Below are 18,581 nucleotides of genomic sequence, written 5' to 3'. Positions count from 1 at the left end.
TCGGGGGAGCCGCCGCAGATCATGCGCCCTTGTTGGCGAACAAGGCGTCCAGCCGCTGTTCGAAGGCGTGGTAGCCGATGCGTTCGTACAGCTCCTCGCGGGTCTGCATCGTCGCCAGCACGCCCTGCTGGTGGCCGTCGCGGCGGATCGCCGTGTACACCGCCTCGGCGGCCTTGTTGGCGGCGCGGAACGCCGACAGCGGGAACAGCTGGATCGCCACCCCGGCCTGGGCCAGTTCGTCGCGGGTGAACAGCGGGGTCTTGCCGAATTCGGTGATGTTGGCCAGCACCGGCACCTTCACTGCCTCGACGAAGCGGCGGTAGGTGTCCAGGTCGTAGGCGGCCTCGGCGAAGATGCCGTCGGCGCCGGCCTCCACGCAGGCGACGGCGCGCTCGATCGCCGCGTCCACGCCGTCCACCTGGATCGCGTCGGTGCGCGCGATCAGGAAGAAGTCCGGATCGGTCTTGGCATCGGCTGCGGCCTTGACCCGGTCGACCATCTCGTCCTGGCTGACGATCTCCTTGCCGGGACGGTGCCCGCAGCGCTTGGCGCCGACCTGGTCCTCGATGTGGCAGGCGGCCGCACCGGCCTTGATCAGCGCCTTGACCGTGCGCTCGATGTTGAACGCGCTGGGGCCGAAGCCGGTGTCGATGTCCACCAGCAACGGCAGTTCGCAGACATCGGTGATGCGGCGCACGTCGATCAGCACGTCGTCCAGGGTGTTGATGCCCAGGTCCGGCAGGCCCAGCGACCCGGCCGCCACGCCGCCGCCGGATAGGTAGATCGCCTTGTAGCCGGCGCGCTGCGCCAGCAGCGCATGGTGGGCGTTGATCGCGCCGATCACCTGCAGCGGCGATTCGGCGGCCAGCGCGGCGCGGAAACGGGCACCGGCGGAAACGTGCGACATGGCGAACTCCTGAGCGAAGGGCGGCGGCCCGCACGGCCGTTCCGCGATGGCCGCCAATCTGGCACCATCGCCCGCACCGATCAATCTTGATTCAATGAATCAACCTATCGCCGGATCCCATGCCTCCCGCCGCCGACCGCAACCTGATCTCCGCCGCGCAAGCCTGCGCCCTGCTCGGCATCAGCAGCGCCACCCTCTACGCCTACGTGAGCCGCGGCCTGCTCAGTTCCCGCGCCGGTGCCGACCACCGCAGCCGCGCCTACCTGCGCGCGGAGGTGGAGCGGCTGGCCCAGCGCAAGCGCGTCGGCCGCGGTGCCGCGCGCGGCGCCGCGCAGAGCCTGGACCGCGGCCTGCCGGTGCTGGAGACGCGCATCTCGCTGATCCGGCCCGACAGCCCCTACTACCGCGGGCGCTCGGCGGTGGCCGCGGTGCGCGAGGGCGCCGGCCTGGAGGACATCGCGCGGCTGCTGTGGGAATGCCTGGACGAAGACCCGTTCGCCGGCGCCCCCGCCGCCCCCTGGCCAGCGCGCGTGGCGCCCCTGGCCGGCGACACCACGCTGCCGCCGCTGGAGCGCGCCATGGCCTGCATCCCGCTGCTGGCCCTGGAGCTGCGCCAGCCGCTCAACGCCGCGCCGAACGTGCGCCGCGAGATCGCCGCCACCCTGCTGCGGCAGAACGCCGCACTGCTGGTCGGCATCCAGCCGGACGTCCGGCCGGTGCATCGCCTGATCGCCGACCGCTGGCGGCCGGGCGATGCCGGCTTCGCCGAACTGGTGCGCGCCGCGCTGGTGCTGTGCGCCGACCACGAACTCAACGTCTCGGCCTTCGCCGCGCGCGTGGTCGCCTCCACCGGCGCGCCGTTGCACGCCACCGTCAGCGCGGGGCTGGCCGCGCTGTCCGGCCCGCGCCATGGCGGCGCCACCGCACGCGCCCATGCCCTGCTGCGCGACGCGCAGGACGCCGCCAGCCCGGCCACCTTCATCGCCGAACGCTGGCAGCGCGGCGACGACCTGCCCGGCTTCCACCACGCCCTCTACCCGGACGGCGACCCGCGCGCGGCCGAGGTGCTGCGCCTGCTGCGCGAACGCTGCGGCGGCAGCGCGCAGCTGCGGCATGTGGAAGCGGCGATCGCCGCGGCGCAGGACTGCAGCGGCCAGCGCCCGAACATCGACGGCATGCTGGCGGCGATCTGCCTCGTCCACGGGCTTCCGGCCGCCCATGCGCTGGTGCTGTTCGCCGCCGCCCGGCTGTCGGGCTGGCTGGCCCACGCGCTGGAACAGCAGGCGCTGGGCAAGCTGATCCGCCCGCGCGCGCGCTATGCCGGAGTGATGCCCGACGGCGCGGCGCCGGGCTGAGTACGGCGTCTGCGCGAACGCAAGGCAGCTGCTTGCGCATGTACATAAATAAGTACACCATGGCGCATGGAAACCACACTGGAAGTGCGCTTCTACCGTTCTGCATCGGGCGCTGAGCCGGTGCGGAACTGGCTCAGGGAAGAAGTCTCGGCCCAGGCAAGAAGGACCATCGGCGGCGACATGAAGACGGTGCAACTGGGCTGGCCCCTGGGCATGCCATTGGTGCGCAAGATGGACCATCGCCTCTGGGAAATACGCAGCACGATCCCCGAGGGCATTGCGCGGATTTTTTTCACGATCGTGAAATCGGACATGGTGCTGTTGCACGGCATCGTCAAAAAAATCGGACAAGACCCCGAAGTCCGATCTCGAAACAGCCAAACGGCGCAGAGACGAGGTGATGCAGTGAGTCGAAATACCCACATCGGATCCAGCTTCGACGACTTTCTCACCGAGGAAGGCATCCTCGAAGAAGCTGCTTCCATCGCGGCCAAGCGCGTGATCGCGTGGCAAGTCGCCGAAGCCATGAAGGCAGCCAAGCTCACCAAGACCGCATTGGCCCGGCGCATGAACACCAGTCGCTCGCAGCTGGATCGCGTGCTGGACGAAACGGATACCGGCCTGACCCTGGATACGCTGAGCCGTGCCGCCACGGCCCTGGGTTATCAGATACAGATCGGACTGGTCGTTGCCCAGGCGAAAAAACCCGGCAAGAAATCGGCGACGGCGAAGCGCAAAGCGCTGGCCGATGCACGAACCTGACAATGCAGGGCGTCCGTAGCGTCCACAGACCGACGGCGAACTTGCCCAGGGCTCGATCGCGCTGGCGCCGGATGGCGCAGCGCCAGCGGATGCAGCCATAGCAAGCCAATGACGGCTACCAAATAGGGGTAGCCATTTCAATTCAGTGGGCCCGCATCGCCAATTTGTCTGCAACGGTGTACAAATGTACACCATGAACACCCTCTCCCCCCAGCGCGCCGCCATCCTCGCCTACGTCCACGACTGCGCCGAGCAGGCCGGGCGGCCGCCGACCCTGGCCGAGATCGCCGAGCGCTTCGGCTTCGCCTCGCGCAACGCCGCGCGCAAGCACGTGCAGGCGCTGGTCGAGGCCGGGCTGCTCGATCATGTCCCGCAGCAGGCACGCAGCCTGCGACCGGCGCAGGCCGGTGCGCGCAGCGGGCTGATGCAGTTGCCGGTGCTGGGCCGGGTCGCCGCCGGCGCGCCGATCGGCGCCGACATCGGCCTGGACCAGCAACTGCGCCTGGACCGTGCGCTGTTCGCGCTGCGCCCGGACTACCTGCTGCGCGTGCAGGGCGATTCGATGATCGACGACGGCATCCTCGACGGCGACCTGGTCGGGGTGCAGCGCGCCGCCGACGCACGCAACGGCCAGATCGTGGTGGCGCGGCTGGACGGGGAGATCACCATCAAGCGCTACCGGCACGATGGCGGGCGCATCCAGTTGCTGCCGCGCAACCCGGCCTATGCGCCGATCGCGGTCCAGCCGGGGCAGGACTTCGCCATCGAGGGGCAGTACTGCGGCCTGATCCGGCAAGGCTGATGGGCGCCGTCGTCGCCCTCGACCGCCTGCTCGCCGAACGGCGCATCTGGCGCGGCCAGCCCGCCGCGCTGCCGCCCAGCGCGCAGCCCACCGGCCATGCCGCGCTCGACGCGGCGCTGCCGGCGCGCGGCTGGCCGGAGATGGCGCTGACCGAGCTGCTGCATGCCGCCGACGGCATCGGCGAGCTGCAGCTGCTGTGGCCGACGCTGGCGCGGCTGTCGCAGGGCGGTGGGCGCATCGTGCTGGTCGATCCGCCGTACCTGCCCTACCCCGGCGCCTGGGAGCAGGCCGGGGTGGCGCTGGCGCAGTTGCAGATCGTGCGCGCCGGTGCGGATGCGGCCTGGGCCGCCGAGCAATGCCTGCGCTCGGGCAGCTGCGCGGCGGTGCTGTGCTGGCCGGCGCTGGCCGGCGACAAGACCCTGCGCCGGCTGCAGGTGGCGGCCGAGACCGGGCGCGCGCTGGGCTTCGCCTACCGGCCGCTGAAGGCCGCGGCCAATCCGTCGCCGGCCGCGCTGCGCATCGCCATCGATGCCGCGCCGGCGCAGCTGCGCGTGCTCAAGTGCCGCGGCGGCATGCCGCCGGCGCGGCCGATCGCGCTGTCCGCGTTGGCCATGCCGGCGCCGGCATCGGCTTGAGGACGCACGCATGCGCTGGGCCTGCATCCTGCTGCCGCAACTGGCGCTCGACACCGTGCTGCGGCGCTGGCCGACGCCGCAGGAGCCATTGGCGCTGCTCAGCGGTCCGCCGCAACGGCGCACGCTGAAGGCGGTCAACGCCGCCGCGCGCGCGCGCGGCCTGCAGCCGGGGCAGTCGCTGGCCACCGCGCAGGCGCTGTGCGACCGCTTCGCCACCGCGCTGCACGACCCCGACGAAAGCCGCCGCAGCCAGCAGCTCCTGGCCGCCTGGGCATACCGCTTCAGTTCGCTGGTCAGCACCGACTCTCCCGGCGCGCTGCTGCTGGAGATCGAGGCCAGCCTGGGCCTGTTCGGGCCGTGGCCGCGCTTCGAGGCGCGCCTGCGCGAGGAACTGACCGCGCTGGGCTTCCGCCACCGCATCGTGGTCGCGCCGCATCCGCTGGCCGCGCGCGTGCTGGCCAACGCGCACGACGGCATCGCCCTGCTCGACAACCACGCGCTGCAGCGCGCGCTGGGCCAGTTGCCGATCGCCCGCGCCGGGCTGGAGCCGGGCCTGGCCGAGGCCTTCGCGCGGATGGGCCTGCGCCGGCTGCAGCAGCTGTTCGCGCTGCCGCGCACGGCGCTGGCGCGGCGCTACCCGGCCGCGCTGCTGCAGCACCTGGACGCCCTGCGCGGGCAGGCGCCGCTGCCGCTGCAGTACTACCTGCCGCCGGACCGCTTCGACGCGCGGCTGGAACTGGGCTATGCGGTGGAATCCAGCCAGGCGCTGCTGTTCCCGCTGCGCCGCCTGACCTCCGACCTGGCCGCGTTCCTGGCCGGGCGCGACGGCGGCGTGCAGCGCTTCCAGCTGCACCTGGAACACGAGGGCCTGGACGACAGCGTGGTGCCGGTCGGCCTGCTCGCCGCCGAGCGCGAGGCGGCGATGCTGTTCGAACTGGCGCGCGGGCGCCTGCAGCACGCCAGCGTGCCGGCGCCGGTGCAGGCCCTGCGCCTGCGCGCCGACGAGCTGCCGCCGTTCGTGCCGGCCGCGCGCGAACTGTTCGACGACCGCGCGCAGCAGGCGCTGCCCTGGGAACAACTGCGCGAGCGCCTGCGCGCGCGCCTGGGCGACGACGCCGTGCACGGCCTGCGCGCGCATGCCGACCATCGTCCCGAACAGGCATGGCGCGCCGAATCGGCCAGGCCGGCGCAGCCGCACAAGGCGCACAAGGCCAGCGCCGCCCCCGCGCCCGCGGCGCCGCCGCGGCCCGGCTGGCTGCTGACCCGGCCGATCCCGCTGCGCGAGCGCGCTCCCGAACGCCTGGCCGGCCCAGAACGCATCGAGAGCGGCTGGTGGGACGACGGCGACGTACGCCGCGACTACTACGTCGTGCGCACCCGCCAGGGCCAGCGTGCCTGGGTGTTCGCGCCCGCCGACGCGCCGGACGCGCTGATGCTGCACGGCTGGTTCGCATGAGCCACGCCCCGCCACGCCCGCGGCTGCACGCCGTGCCTGCGCCGGCACAGGCGCCGGCCGCGCCATCCGTATCGGCGCACGACGCCGCGTCCACGCGCACGGCATTGCCCGACTACGCCGAACTGCATTGCCTGTCGAACTTCAGCTTCCAGCGCGGCGCCTCGCATGCGCGGGAACTGTTCGAACGCGCCGCCCGCCACGGCTACCGCGCCCTGGCGATCACCGACGAATGCACCCTGGCCGGCACCGTGCGCGCCTGGCAGGCGGCCAGGGACACCGGCCTGGCGCTGATCGTCGGCAGCGAGATCCAGCTCGAGCACGGCCCCAAGCTGGTACTGCTGGCCGAGACCCTGCACGGCTACCAGCAGTTGTGCCGGCTGATCACCCTGGCCCGCCGCCGCGCCGACAAGGGCACGTATCGCGCGCTGCGCGAGGATTTCGACGGCGACCTGCAAGGCCTGCTGTGCCTGTGGCTGCCGCGCGACCATCGCGAAGACGAATCCGACGGCGCCTGGCTGCAGGCACGCTTCCCGCAACGCCTGTGGCTGGCGGTGGAACTGCTGCGCGGCCCCGACGACGACGCCCAGCTGCACGCGCGCCTGCAGCTGGCGCAGCGCCTGGGCCTGCCCGCGGTAGCCAGCGGCGACGTGCACATGCACGCGCGCGGCCGCCGCGCGCTGCAGGACACGCTGACCGCGATCCGCCAGCGCCTGCCGCTGAGCGAGGCCGGCGCGCACCTGTTCGCCAACGGCGAGCGCCACCTGCGCCCGCGCGCCACCCTGGCCACGCTGTATCCGCATGCCTTGCTGGCCGAGTCGGTGCGCATCGCGCAGCGCTGCACGTTCGACCTCGGCCAACTGCGCTACCAGTACCCGCACGAACTGGTGCCGCCCGGGCAGACCCCGACGCAATGGCTGCGCACGCTCACCGAACGCGGCGTCATCGAGCGCTGGGGCGAAGCCGGCGCGCCGGAGAAGGCGCGGCGCCTGATCGAACACGAACTGGGCGTGATCCAGCGCCTGGGCTACGAATCCTACTTCCTCACCGTCTACGACCTGGTGCGCTTCGCCAGGTCGAGCCACATCCTGTGCCAGGGCCGCGGCTCGGCGGCGAACTCCGCCGTGTGCTACGCGCTGGGCATCACCGCGATCGACCCGGACCGCATCGGCATGCTGTTCGAGCGCTTCATCTCCGAAGAGCGCAAGGAGCGGCCCGACATCGACATCGATTTCGAGCACGACCGCCGCGAGGAAGTGATCCAGTACATCTTCAGCCACTACGGCCGCGGGCGGGCGGCGTTGGCCGCGGTGGCGATCACCTATCACGCGCGCAGCGCGGTGCGCGACGTGGCGCGCGCGCTGGGCTTGCCCAGCGACACCGTCGATGCGCTGTCGGCCGCCCTCGGCCAGCGCGACCCCGTCGAATCGCCGCAGGAGCTGCTGCGCGAGCGCGGCTTCGATCCGGACACGCCGCTGATGCGCCGGCTGCTGGTGCTGACCGGCGAGTTGATCGGGTTTCCGCGCCACCTGTCGCAGCACCCGGGCGGCTTCGTGATCTCCGAGCATCCGCTGCACACGCTGGTGCCGGTGGAGAACGCGACGATGGCCGAGCGCACCGTGATCCAGTGGGACAAGGACGACCTGGAACTGGTCGGGCTGATGAAGGTCGACGTGCTCGCGCTGGGCATGCTCAGCGCGTTGCGACGCACGCTGGATTTGTTGCGTGCGCACCGCGGCCTCGATCTGGACCTTGCCAGCATCCCCGCCGAAGACGACAAGACCTACAAGATGATCCAGCGCGCCGACACCATCGGCGTGTTCCAGATCGAATCGCGTGCGCAAATGGCGATGCTGCCGCGGCTGAAACCGCGCGAGTTCTACGACCTGGTGATCCAGGTGGCGATCGTGCGCCCCGGCCCGATCCAGGGCGGCATGGTGCATCCCTACCTGCGCCGTCGCAGCGGCGAAGAACAACCCGACGACTTGCCCGAGAAATTGAAGGAGGTGTTCAAGCGCACGCTCGGGGTGCCGCTGTTCCAGGAACAGGTGATGCAGTTGGCGATCGTCGCTGCCGACTACGAACCCGGCGAGGCCGACCAACTGCGCCGCTCGATGGCCGCCTGGAAGCGCCACGGCGGGCTGGAGCCGCACCGCCAAAAACTGATGGAGGGCATGCTGAAAAACGACTACAGCGCCGAATTCGCCGCGCGCATCTTCGAGCAGATCAAGGGCTTCGGCAGCTACGGCTTCCCCGAGAGCCATGCCGCTAGTTTCGCCCTGCTCACCTACGCCAGCTGCTGGCTCAAATGCCACGAACCGGCCGCGTTCACCTGCGCGCTGATCAACAGCTGGCCGATGGGCTTCTACAGCCCAGACCAGCTGCTGCAGGACGCGCGCCGCCACGGCCTGCAGGTGCGTCCGGTGGACGTGCGCTACAGCGACTGGGATTGCGGACTGGAAGCCTACAGCGCCGATCCGACAGTACAGCCTGCGATCCGCCTGGGCCTGCGCATGGTCCGCGGCCTGGCCGAAGACGCCGCGCTGCGCCTGCAGCAGGCGCGCGCGCAGGCGCCGTTCCGCGACCTGGCCGACCTGTGCCACCGCGCCGCGCTCGACGACAAGGCGCGCGACAGCCTGGCCGATGCCGGCGCGCTGAAGCCGCTGGCCGGGCATCGCCACCGCGCGCGCTGGGCGGTGGCCGGCGTCGAAGCGCAGCGTCCGTTGTTCGAAGCGCTGCAGGCCACGCCGGAGCGGCAGGTGGCACTGCCGCTGCCCACCCAGGGCGAAGACATCCGCGCCGACTACGCCACGATCGGCACCACCCTGGGCAAGCACCCGTTGTCGCTGCTGCGCCGGCAACTGGCCGCGCGCCGCTACCGCCATTCCGCCGACGTGCGCACCCTGCCCCACGCCAGCGCGGTCGCCATCGCCGGCCTGGTGACGATGCGCCAGCGCCCGCAGACCGCCAGCGGCGTCACCTTCCTCACCCTCGAGGACGAACACGGCCTGGTCAACGTGGTGGTGTGGCGGCGCCTGGCCGATCGCCAGCGCCAGGCGCTGATCGAATCCAAACTGCTGGCGGTGCGCGGCCGCCTGGAAACCGCCGATGGCGTGCGCCACCTGATCGCCGGCCACCTCGAAGACCTGACCCCCTTGCTGCTGGGGCTGGATGCGCGCAGCCGGGATTTCCACTGACGCGGCAAGCGCAACAGCGGCACGTTGCGCTGGAACACAGCCAGCCCGTCGCTATCGCAACGGCGCATCCACCGCACCGTCGCATGCCTGCATCGCCCGTTGCACCGCATCGGCTTCGCCCAGGCGCTCGCGGTAGATGGTGGCGGCCAGCGCGCGCCTGGCCTTGCTCGACCCGATCGCACCGTGGCTGGCGATGTCCGACAGCGGCCCGCCCAGCTGGCGATACCTGGCCACGAGCCTGGCCGATGCGACCAAGCTGCCGCATTCGGCCGGTGCCGCTTGTGCCGGCAGGTCCAACATCAGCAAACACGAAAATCCAAGCGCTGCGAGTGCGTTGTTCATAGCGGCTCCCCTGGGACGAAGACCGTCATCCCATGCGGCCGCGCAGGGTTGATGCACTGCGAGACAGCCCTGCACACCGTACGGCATCGCCGCACGCGCTGCCGGGGCGCAGGCAAACAGCACAGTGGCATCAGGCCGCGCGTATCGCCATCCACCTCATCGCGGACAGCGCCGATGGAAGATAGCCACCGCCAACGCTCACGCCAGCCCCGCTGCGACGAAACGCCGCCAGCGCAGAGCGAAAATCCGGATCGGCGGAACGAAGCGCGGCCGCAGCGTCGCCCATCGCCGTCGATGGCGCAGGCACGGTCAACCCCAGCCGACTTGCTCGGCCTGCGCCAGCGGTCGCTGCTGCGCCGGCAACTGGCCGCGCGCCGCTATCGCCACTCCGGCGAACTGCGCGCCCTGCCCCACGCCAGCGCGGTCGCCATCGCCGGCCTGGTGACGATGCGCCAGCGCCCGCAGACCGCCAGCGGCGTCACCTTCCTCACCCTCGAGGACGAACACGGCCTGGTCAACGTGGTGGTGTGGCGGCGCCTGGCCGATCGCCAGCGCCAGGCGCTGATCGAATCCAAACTGCTGGCGGTGCGCGGCCGCCTGGAAACCGCCGATTGCGTGCGCCACCTGATCGCCGGCCACCTCGAAGACCTGATCCCATTGCTGCTGGGGCTGGACATCCGCAGTCGCGATTTCCACTGATGCGGAGCACGCGAAGTATCCGATGCAAGGCGCCCATTGCCTATCGGCCAATACCTTCAGCTCATTCGCCAGCAGATGGATCACCGCCTGAGTTTATGCTCATTGGCTTCATTTGAGCCCTGTTTTCGCAATTGATGCTTTGCGACGAATGACGCTGCAAGTCCGAAGGCGATCGCTATGGCAGAAATGGTTATGGCGCAGCCAAAAGCGCTGAGCGTCTGATCGGAGCCCGCTATTGGCACACCGGTATCGCGAAATTTTTCAAAAACCAGTACACCGAAGCACATTCCGAGAAGACAAAAAACAAAACCAGATACATACTGAATCTTCAGTATCGCCATCATAATCGATCCTTTCATTTCTTCCTCAGATCATCTGTCGCGCTAGTGTGAGTGTTCTGCGGCCCGCCTGCAGCCCAAATTCCGACTCCAACACCGCCGCGCGCACCAGCGCCAGATATGCCAGCGCCATCTGTCCCAACATCAACGCCAATGGATCCTTGCAGCGGAGCTTCAGCTGCACTGATTGCCACTTCGCTCGAGGCAACCATAAAATCCTGGGCGCTCTTTCCCGGGCTCGCTGCTGCGTCATTTTAGATACCAGTAACTCGGCGAATTCAGCCGTCTCTGCGATTTGTAATCCGCTTGCTTTTCCCAAGGCGGCCTTCATCCTCGGCGGAGGCCGCGTGGATCATGGTCGTGCCTATTCGGTCGCAACCAGTGCTATTACATCCGCTAGCTCGAAGCTGAAACGGGCTGCTGCCTTTCGAGCCGATGTTGCCGATTCCAAAAAACTGGCTGATCTCCCACAAGAGACCATGCATGGACTACACCGTATCATCTTCATCAGGCTTGTGAACCCAGTGGCCAGATCTGTCTCTTTCTGCGATCCACCCTCTACCAATTTCGAGTACTCCCGAAAGGTCTTCTTGTCTCTCCAGCAGATGCTCTAATCCAACAGGTTCAAAGTCCGAACAATCCTCAGGGTGATCGCTTTCGCCACAGACCAATTGCCAAATTCCGTCTGAGTGGTGGGCGACCAACCTTATTTCGCGCTCATTTCGAAAAACGTGTCCACATACGATTGCGGTTGTCTCGACCATCAAGGCTACTCCCGATCTCTTCCATCCGCGGAATAACGCCTTTTCAGTGGGGGTAGGGAAAACGACGAAAAATTCATAACACACTTAAGCAGACGCAAACCCGAATCGCCGGGAGGAAAGGCCATCCTTGGACCGAAGCTCCACTACCTTCTCATCTACCCAATGAAGAGATCCCATCATCGGCGCGAAGATAAATTCATCTGGCTTGCTAGTAGCCAGTATCTGTTCACTGATAATGCTGCCATCTCTGGATAAAATTCTTCCGATAATCCTCGCCTCTAACGCTCGGTGGTCAACAATAATGTCTGCCTTGAGGAATCCGTCGGGACTCCGGCGAGGCTTTATCCACTCTCGTATGTTCCGGAAGTCCATCGCGCGGACCGCGTCTGCGGTATCTGAGAAGATCGTTTTATCGATGCCGACCTCGTCCGACAACTTGAAGAGGCCTTGCGTTAGCCATTCCAATACGAGTTCTGCTTTGCCTTCTTCTTGTGTAAGCAAGAGACGGCTTGCTTCGTCTTCTATTTGAATAACAAGAACGCCGAGCAAGTTTCGATGATGTGCAAAATTTACCAAAGGAACAACTTCGACTAAAACTTTCCACGCCGTGCCCAGCTGTAACTTTTTTGTTAAGCATCTTTCGTAAAGGCTGGTTACGCTTCTGGTTTGATAGCGGAATTCGCTGCGATCCTCTTTAGGCAAAGTTGGCGCGTCAAGATCAAACTCATTAATGAATTTTCTTTTTGTCATTTGGCTATCCAATCTGGCTTTGGGCGCTGCTGTAGTCTTAAAGTATTCCCTTGCTTCCTAAGTTCGGTTGTTGCTGATCTTTCCGCAGATAGGGCAGCCGCGCGCCCTGGAATATTGACTTCAACAATTTCTGATGAATAGGAGCCAGCACCTTCAACCTTATTCAACGAGTTGACCTGAGAGTTGGCCCGACCGGAACTCCCGTCTTGATTTAAGATGCGGCCACTTATGCCAGTTTTGACGACATCCTCGTCCTTGTCTTTGATTATATAACGATGCTGAGGCTTACTGCTTTCGCTTGAGTTGCCATGCACACTTCCAGCATTTATCGCAGGCTTAATTCCCATCCGCAAAGCAGGCACTCTGACGCCGGCGTGCTTCTGCCCGCCTCGCACCATACCCACGCCAAGAGAGTACCCTGCCTGCGTTGTTGCGCTAGCCCCATACGGAAAACGGTTTTCATCAACGGCAGCCTCGCTGGCCCCTTGCATAAATGCATTGGAAAACTCTTCCCAGCTTTGCCGCCCATCCGGGTCAGTAAAGCGGTAAGGATTGTTGTAGGCGTAAGCATACCGATTGAATTGCCGCCAATCGCCGCTGCCATAGGCAGTGACCGGATCGACACTGAGGAAGCACCCACAGATGGCATCGTAGTACCGCTGCTGCATGTAGGTCAGGCCAGTGGCCGCATCCATCACATGCCCGGTGTAGCCGATGCCGTCCACCGTCTTGCCGATCGCCGCGCCGTAGGGCTCGTACTGGGTGCGTTCGGTTACTTGCCCGGCCGTGTTGGTAACGGCCACCGGACTGCCCAGAGCGTCGGTATGCTGGTAGCTGGTCGTGCCATTGTTGCGCGTGGCCAGCAGACTGCCGCCCAGGTACACGTACTCGAAGCCGCCGCGGTTGCGGCGTTCCTCGTACAGCAACTGGCCGCCCTGGGTGTAGACCGAGGTCAGCTTCGCCCCGGACGCATCGATCGCATTGACCCGCCGGCCCTGGGCATCGTAGCGGTAGGACTCGACGCCAGGAACGTCGCGCAGCCGGTTGCCGGTATCGAAGGCATAGACCTGGCCGTTCTTCTGCCGCAGGTTGCCTTGCACGTCATAGGCCAAGCCCACCGTGGTGGCGCCATTGTCGTCCACCACGTTGGTCAGCCGGTTGCTCGCGTCGTACCAGTAGTTGTTCTGCCGCACCCCGCCCAACCGGGCCGACAGCACATTGTCCAGCGCGTCGTATACGTAGCGGTGCCAGTGGTCGCCGCCGAAGCTGGCCGAACCGGCCGCGGTCAGACGGTCCAGCCCGTCGTAGCTCATGCTGCGGCTGTAGCCGTCGCCCTGCTGCTGATCGTAGATGATGGCGACGTTGCCGGCGGCATCGTAGCGGTACTCGTACGCCGCGACATTGGCATCGCGCACCTGCAACGGCATCTGCCGCGCATTGAGCGCAAGCGTATGCACCACGCCGTTGCCATAGGTGAATTGCCGCGCGGCGCCATTGGGATGGTACTGGATGCCGCTGGCGTAGGTGCCGCCGGCGGTATCGCGCACGGCGGTCGGCTGGCCCAGCGCATTGGGGGCGTAGATGACGGTGAATCCGGTCGGATAGGCCTGGCTGGCGAGGTGGCCGTTGCCGTCGTAGCCATAGCCCACGCCCCAGGTGTACCAGCCGGGCTGTTCGATCGACTCTCCGGTGAGCAGGCGCCGGGTGTTGTAGACATAGCGATTGACGATCCGGCTGGCGCCCCCGTCGTTGAGCGTGGTCACTTCCGAGGGCAAGCCGTCGGGGGTATAGCGCCAGGTCTGATTGCCGTTCTGATCCGGAAAGCTCAGCCCGGCCAGGCGGTTACGCAGGTCGTAGGTGCGGTCCACGCGGCGGCCGCTGGCATAGGCTGCGTCCAAGTCGCAGCTGCTGGCGCTCGGCAGGTCCAGTCCGGACGCCGACCACGCCAGGTTGCCGGCCGCGTCGTAGGCCATCACCGTGGCGCCGGTCTCCGGCTCGATCACCTTGCACAGCTGCCGATACTGGTCGTAGACGTAGCGGCGGGACAATGAGGACGGCGCCTTGGCGATCAGCACGTTGGCGGTGATCGTGGCCGAATCCGCACTCAGGCCCTTGTTGTCCCTTGCGGTGGCACGCAAGCGGTAGCTGCCGGCCGGCTTCTGGGTGAGGGTGATCTGGTAGGGCGCCGATGTGGCGCTGCCGGCCAACTGGTCATTGACGTAGAAATCCACGCGCGCCAATCCGCCCTCGGGATCGGAGGCGTCCGCACGCACGAGGATATCGGCTGGCGATGGCAGGACGACGCCGTTGCGCGGCGAGGTCAGGGCCACCCGTGGCGGCTGGTTGGCCGGCATCACGGTGACCGCCTGGCTGGTCGGCGGTCCGAACCACGCGACGCCTTCTTGCAGCATCTGCCACTGGAAATTGTACGAGCCAGCGGCCGGAGCGCGAACGTTGAAGGAGATCGTCGCCGTCTGCCCCGGCTGGATATTCACCGACAAGCCCGCGCGACCAGTGCCCCACGTGCCGTTGTTGAGCGGGTTGTAGGAGCCCAACACGTAGCCGGAAGCCGGCTTCCAGGTGACGTTCCCCGTGTTCCTCATGTTGATGGTGACCGGATACGACTGGCCCGCCTCCATCGTCGAGGGCACCGACTGGGCCACGAACTCGGCGTTGCGGTTGATGGCCGGGATACGGAAATTGCCCGAGCCGCCAATCGTTGCATGGGCTGCGCCCACTGGGGAAATGCCGTGGATGTAGATCGCCTTGCCGCCGTGCTGGGTGATCAGATCCTCGGTGATGGGGATCGCGAACCGATAGGCTCCACCTCCGGCCGAGCATGCTGACGCCACCGCCGCGTCGCTGGCGCGATCCGCGCGATAGCCGCCGGCGAACGTTCCGCTGCCAGAAGGGCCACCTAGATACATATGCACATCGATGGATTGGTTCAGATGGGTCGAACATGCCCATCCGGTGATGACGCTCCCAGAGGTTCCATCGATGTTTCCAACGATATTGGAACCAAGGACGGTTATGGACTGATTCGGCGTCAGAGCGCCGAACCATGCCACGCCGTCCTGAACCATCCTCCATTGGAAGTTGTAGGTGCCCGGCGTCGTGGGTGCACGAACCGCAAAATCGAACCTGGCTTGTGCGCCGGTCGCCGTATCTGATGGGACCGCTACGCGGCTTAGCCCCCAAGTGCCGTTGTCGCCCGGATTTTGCGAGCCGAGATTGAAAGCACGGGACGCAGACCATGTGGCGTTCCCCTTATTCTGCATGACGACCGAGCCCGAATAAGATTGGCCGACCACCATGGTGACCGGGACCGACTGCGACACGACGATGGCGCTCAGCTGAGGTAGCGGCGTGGGATCACATGGCTCGCCATGCGGGGGAATCGTACCATCCGGACATTCCGCGCGTGCCGCGGTCGCTTCGGATACCGGGCCGACCGTTGCAAACAATGCAACAAGCGCAAGCAGGAAGGCTCGCAACCCCGACGCCGTAAGCGCTTTCGATACTATCGCGATCCATGCGCTCTGCATCACTGCTGTCCTCGCGTGATCTGCAACACGTTGCCGAATACGTCCCGGGCGATTTCCGTTCTTGCCTGCTCTGGATGCTGGATCCATATCGGCTTGTCGTAAGCGGGTTGATCGAAGACCTGGTAGCCGGTCAACGACTGGTTACCGCGCGGGTCGGTTACCCGCGTCTGGTTATCGGGCAGGTACTCTGTCAGCGTGGTCAACAGGCCCAGTTCGCTGTCCTGGGAATGCGAGGTAATACGTCCTAGCGCGTCATAGGCGGTCCATGTGCCGCTGCTGAGCGCATCCGTCTGGCCCGGATATGAGGCGAACGTCACTCTACCTGCGTGGTCGTAGGAGAACCGTTGGTAACGGCTACTATCCGGGCTTCCAGCGTCGAACTCATGGGTAATGACCGGACGCCAGAAGGCATCGAAGTAGGTCACCTTGCGCGCGTTGCCGGTGGCGACCGTCTGCCGCCAATGCCCCGCCTGGAGCCCGTATTCTGCCGCAGCCACCTGCTCGAACGCTTGCGTGGTGGCGTTCCAGGCAATGCCGTCGCCGCCAGGATGAACAATGCTGGCTAGCCGTCCCATCGGGTCGTAGCCATAGGCAGTGACATAGCCATTCTCGTCGGTGGTTGCGGTAATCCAACCATCGTCGTTGACGGTCGAGGATGTGGCCGTACCGTCGGCATACTTGATCGATTGGGCGATGCCGCGCTTCCACGACGAAAGCGTAGTCGTGTTGTCTTTGCCATCCTTGGCCGCGGCCACAGTGCCGTCGCTGTTGTAGGTCAACGTTTGCTGCAGCTTCCCGAACTGCCATATTTTGGACGGGAGGGACCTCGAATCGAACTCGGTATGGGAAACCGTTTGCCCCGTGTTTCCGTTAACGACGCTCTTGACCTGGCCAATAATCCACCTTGGCAGATCATCGTAATAGGTCACTGTATCCGTACGGGAATGCCATGGGCTGTACCGGGCCGTAGACACAGGCCTTCCCCATTGATCGAAGGCGGTGTTGTGCAGGACCAACGCGGCGCCACTCTCATTGATCACCTCCTGGACAACGGGGCTCAAGCGCTGGTTGACCAAATAGTTGCCAGCATCATCCGGTTGGATTCCATATTGCAGCGGCCAGGGGTAAGCATGGGTTCCGTCAGCCGCTGGCACGGCATAGACGATGTCGCGCGATCTGAGCATGTTGCCCGATGGCGCGTAAAATTCCTGCCTGACCAGACTGTTCTCGAGCTGATCCACCTTGTTCGAGAATACATTACGCGTTCTCGACCCGTCGGGCTCGACGACATCCGTCCACACGCGAGTGGTGCAGGCGACCGACGCACAATCCTCCAGGTAACTTCCGCCGTGATCGGAGTAGGTGTATTGCCACGTGGCAGAGACCCCCGGACCGGAAACGGACTTACTCGTCATCGCCAGGGACTCATATAGCTTCGGATTCATCACTATGTCCGGGGCATATATGCTGGTGATGCAGTGCTTGCTTACATAAGACCGACCGAATGCCCGAGCATTCAGGCTGAATGTCGCGCGCGCTTCGGATGGCGATGTCACGTTCAACGTGCGCGGAGTGCCGTTCAATGTTCCGCCGGGTATCGTTTGGTCGCACCCTTTGAAGGGGCTCAGAGAGAACATATTGCCGGCGAAGTTTCCCTCGTAGCGCCACGATGAGCCATCGGGACGAGTAACTGTGCTGAGTTGCGTCTGCTCGGCATCCGCGTAGCCGTACGTCCATGTGCGGCCGGTTCCTGTTGAAATCGCAGTGATCCCTGCCTGGCCAGCTACGGTTAGTTGGCGTCCGTCGCTTGCCACAATCGAGGAAAGCCGTCCCGCGGTATAGGAATACCTGACCCAGTTTCCGTGTCGATCCTCGATGCGGGTCACCAGCATGGCCGCTGCGCGACGATGCAACGTGAATATCAGCGTGTAGCCTTTCGGTGGCATGTCTTCGAACGGCATCGACAGGCCTGGCACCTCGGTATAGGCCAGGTAATCGAACCAGTACCGGGTGCCATCGGGAGCGGTGGCCAAGAATGCCTCCCCGGGTTCGCCGTTTGAGGTCGAGCCGAGGCAGTCCACGACCCAGCCGTCCTTCGTACCGATTTTGTGCTCGGATCCGGGCAAGCTGGCGGAGCGATGCAGCAGCTTGTGCTCGTTACCTTCGGTATCGACCAGGAAGTACCCGAACCACCAGTCCCGAACGAAGAATTCCACTGACCGGTCTTCATAGGTCACATCCGCGGGCAGGGTGAAGCTGCTGCAACGGGCGTTCTTGTCCGGCGCCGCCACCTGCCAGCCCACCGGGCTTGTGGGCGATATGGTGCTGCCTCGATCATAGTTGCTGCCATTGGCAGTTATGGTCTTTATCCGGGGCACTTCCAGATCCCACGCGCCGAACTTGTTCGCGGTCGGCAGCTTGGACAGGCGGTTGTCGTGCACGGTGGCCGTACGCACGATCCTGATGTCTGGGCCGGTACCTAGCAATTCGACGTCGGTCGCCTTGAACGCCAGGGAACCGTCGCGCAGGCCTATCTGATCACCGAACTCCACACCAGAAGAGATTTGCTGGGCATCTGCCAGCTTCTTCTTGTATTGATCATCCAGGCCAACCGCTTGGGCACTGCAGGGCCCGGAAAGCACTAAGGATAAAGAGAACATCAAGCCGCACGATAATCCCATGCCGCGACCAGCCGGACCGCGAAGACGCATATCTCAGTTCCTTCGAGAAATTGCCGATTAAAGCGCTTTATCCACGCCTCCCCTGTAGCTTTAGAGCCGTAAACACCACGAAACGCTATGGCTGATGACATTGGTGACCGCTGTGGCGCGTATTGCTTATCGCGGCAGCAATAGCCAACCAAAGAAAGCCGGAGTTGAACCAGCTGAATATGCAGCACTTGCCGATGGATCAAGCCGTCTTTACATCCCCTTAACGGTCAATGGATTCTCGGCAGCTATTCGCGGCTTGTCAATGGGGCCTATTCCCCCCTTTCGCCAGTCGATCGACCCGCGGCTTCCACCGTGCTA

14 protein-coding genes are annotated in these 18,581 nt (G+C 65.5%); 7 read left to right on the top strand and 7 right to left on the bottom strand.

Features of this window, described 5'->3' with window-relative positions; translation table 11 throughout:
- Window positions 1-19 precede the first annotated feature (19 nt).
- The gene (prpB, locus tag JR065_RS03135; protein ID WP_206232010.1) at window positions 20-907 is read right to left on the bottom strand and encodes a methylisocitrate lyase; all 888 of its coding nucleotides are present in this window, start codon (window positions 905-907) and stop codon (window positions 20-22) included.
- Window positions 908-1,026: 119 nt separating this feature from the next.
- Here prpB and JR065_RS03130 point away from each other — a divergent pair, with 119 nt between their 5' ends.
- The 6 genes from JR065_RS03130 (at window position 1,027) to JR065_RS03100 (ending at window position 9,111) form a co-directional block, all read left to right on the top strand.
- Entirely contained in the window at window positions 1,027-2,262 is a 1,236-nt protein-coding gene (locus tag JR065_RS03130; RefSeq protein WP_206232008.1) for a citrate synthase family protein, read from the top strand.
- Window positions 2,263-2,328: 66 nt separating this feature from the next.
- Complete coding sequence (locus tag JR065_RS21405) at window positions 2,329-3,024, top strand: type II toxin-antitoxin system RelE/ParE family toxin (protein ID WP_241093340.1); 696 nt, start codon at window positions 2,329-2,331, stop codon at window positions 3,022-3,024.
- A 193-nt stretch (window positions 3,025-3,217) separates the two neighbouring features.
- The gene (gene lexA, locus JR065_RS03115; protein WP_206232004.1) at window positions 3,218-3,826 is read left to right on the top strand and encodes a transcriptional repressor LexA; all 609 of its coding nucleotides are present in this window, start codon (window positions 3,218-3,220) and stop codon (window positions 3,824-3,826) included.
- Entirely contained in the window at window positions 3,826-4,461 is a 636-nt protein-coding gene (gene imuA, locus JR065_RS03110) for a translesion DNA synthesis-associated protein ImuA (RefSeq protein ID WP_206232003.1), read from the top strand. The genes lexA and imuA overlap by 1 nt, the downstream gene beginning before the upstream one ends.
- A 10-nt stretch (window positions 4,462-4,471) precedes the next feature.
- A complete protein-coding gene (locus JR065_RS03105) occupies window positions 4,472-5,917 on the top strand; it encodes a Y-family DNA polymerase (protein ID WP_206232001.1) in 1,446 nt (481 codons plus the stop codon).
- Window positions 5,914-9,111: an error-prone DNA polymerase gene (locus JR065_RS03100; protein ID WP_241093339.1), complete on the top strand. Its 3,198-nt coding sequence runs from the start codon at window positions 5,914-5,916 to the stop codon at window positions 9,109-9,111. The genes JR065_RS03105 and JR065_RS03100 overlap by 4 nt, the downstream gene beginning before the upstream one ends.
- Window positions 9,112-9,162: 51 nt before the next feature.
- Here the strand turns inward: JR065_RS03100 and JR065_RS03095 are convergent, their stop codons facing one another.
- Complete coding sequence (locus JR065_RS03095; protein WP_241093354.1) at window positions 9,163-9,411, bottom strand: hypothetical protein; 249 nt, start codon at window positions 9,409-9,411, stop codon at window positions 9,163-9,165.
- Between the two features lie 366 nt (window positions 9,412-9,777).
- Here JR065_RS03095 and JR065_RS03090 point away from each other — a divergent pair, with 366 nt between their 5' ends.
- The gene (locus JR065_RS03090; protein ID WP_277420121.1) at window positions 9,778-10,152 is read left to right on the top strand and encodes an OB-fold nucleic acid binding domain-containing protein; all 375 of its coding nucleotides are present in this window, start codon (window positions 9,778-9,780) and stop codon (window positions 10,150-10,152) included.
- 80 nt (window positions 10,153-10,232) lie between these two features.
- On the opposite strand, the gene JR065_RS03085 is transcribed toward JR065_RS03090, so the two are convergent.
- The 5 genes from JR065_RS03085 to JR065_RS03065 form a co-directional block, all read right to left on the bottom strand.
- Window positions 10,233-10,493: a hypothetical protein gene (locus JR065_RS03085; protein ID WP_206231998.1), complete on the bottom strand. Its 261-nt coding sequence runs from the start codon at window positions 10,491-10,493 to the stop codon at window positions 10,233-10,235.
- A 25-nt stretch (window positions 10,494-10,518) separates the two neighbouring features.
- The gene (locus JR065_RS03080; RefSeq protein WP_206231996.1) at window positions 10,519-10,821 is read right to left on the bottom strand and encodes a hypothetical protein; all 303 of its coding nucleotides are present in this window, start codon (window positions 10,819-10,821) and stop codon (window positions 10,519-10,521) included.
- Window positions 10,822-11,338: 517 nt separating this feature from the next.
- A complete protein-coding gene (locus JR065_RS03075; RefSeq protein WP_206231995.1) occupies window positions 11,339-12,004 on the bottom strand; it encodes a hypothetical protein in 666 nt (221 codons plus the stop codon).
- Window positions 12,001-15,552 carry an RHS repeat-associated core domain-containing protein gene (locus JR065_RS03070; RefSeq protein ID WP_206231993.1) on the bottom strand — a complete coding sequence of 1,184 codons (3,552 nt, stop codon included), beginning with the start codon at window positions 15,550-15,552 and terminating at the stop codon, window positions 12,001-12,003. Before JR065_RS03070 ends, JR065_RS03075 begins: the two co-directional genes overlap by 4 nt.
- Entirely contained in the window at window positions 15,552-18,212 is a 2,661-nt protein-coding gene (locus JR065_RS03065; protein WP_206231991.1) for an RHS repeat domain-containing protein, read from the bottom strand. The genes JR065_RS03070 and JR065_RS03065 overlap by 1 nt, the downstream gene beginning before the upstream one ends.
- Window positions 18,213-18,581 lie beyond the last annotated feature (369 nt).

It is taken from the genome of Xanthomonas sp. (genome assembly GCF_017163755.1).
In the GTDB taxonomy this organism is placed as follows: Bacteria; Pseudomonadota; Gammaproteobacteria; order Xanthomonadales; family Xanthomonadaceae; genus Xanthomonas_A.
Note: the sequence above shows the minus strand (reverse complement) of the source record. Positions and strands in the feature narration are given on the sequence as shown.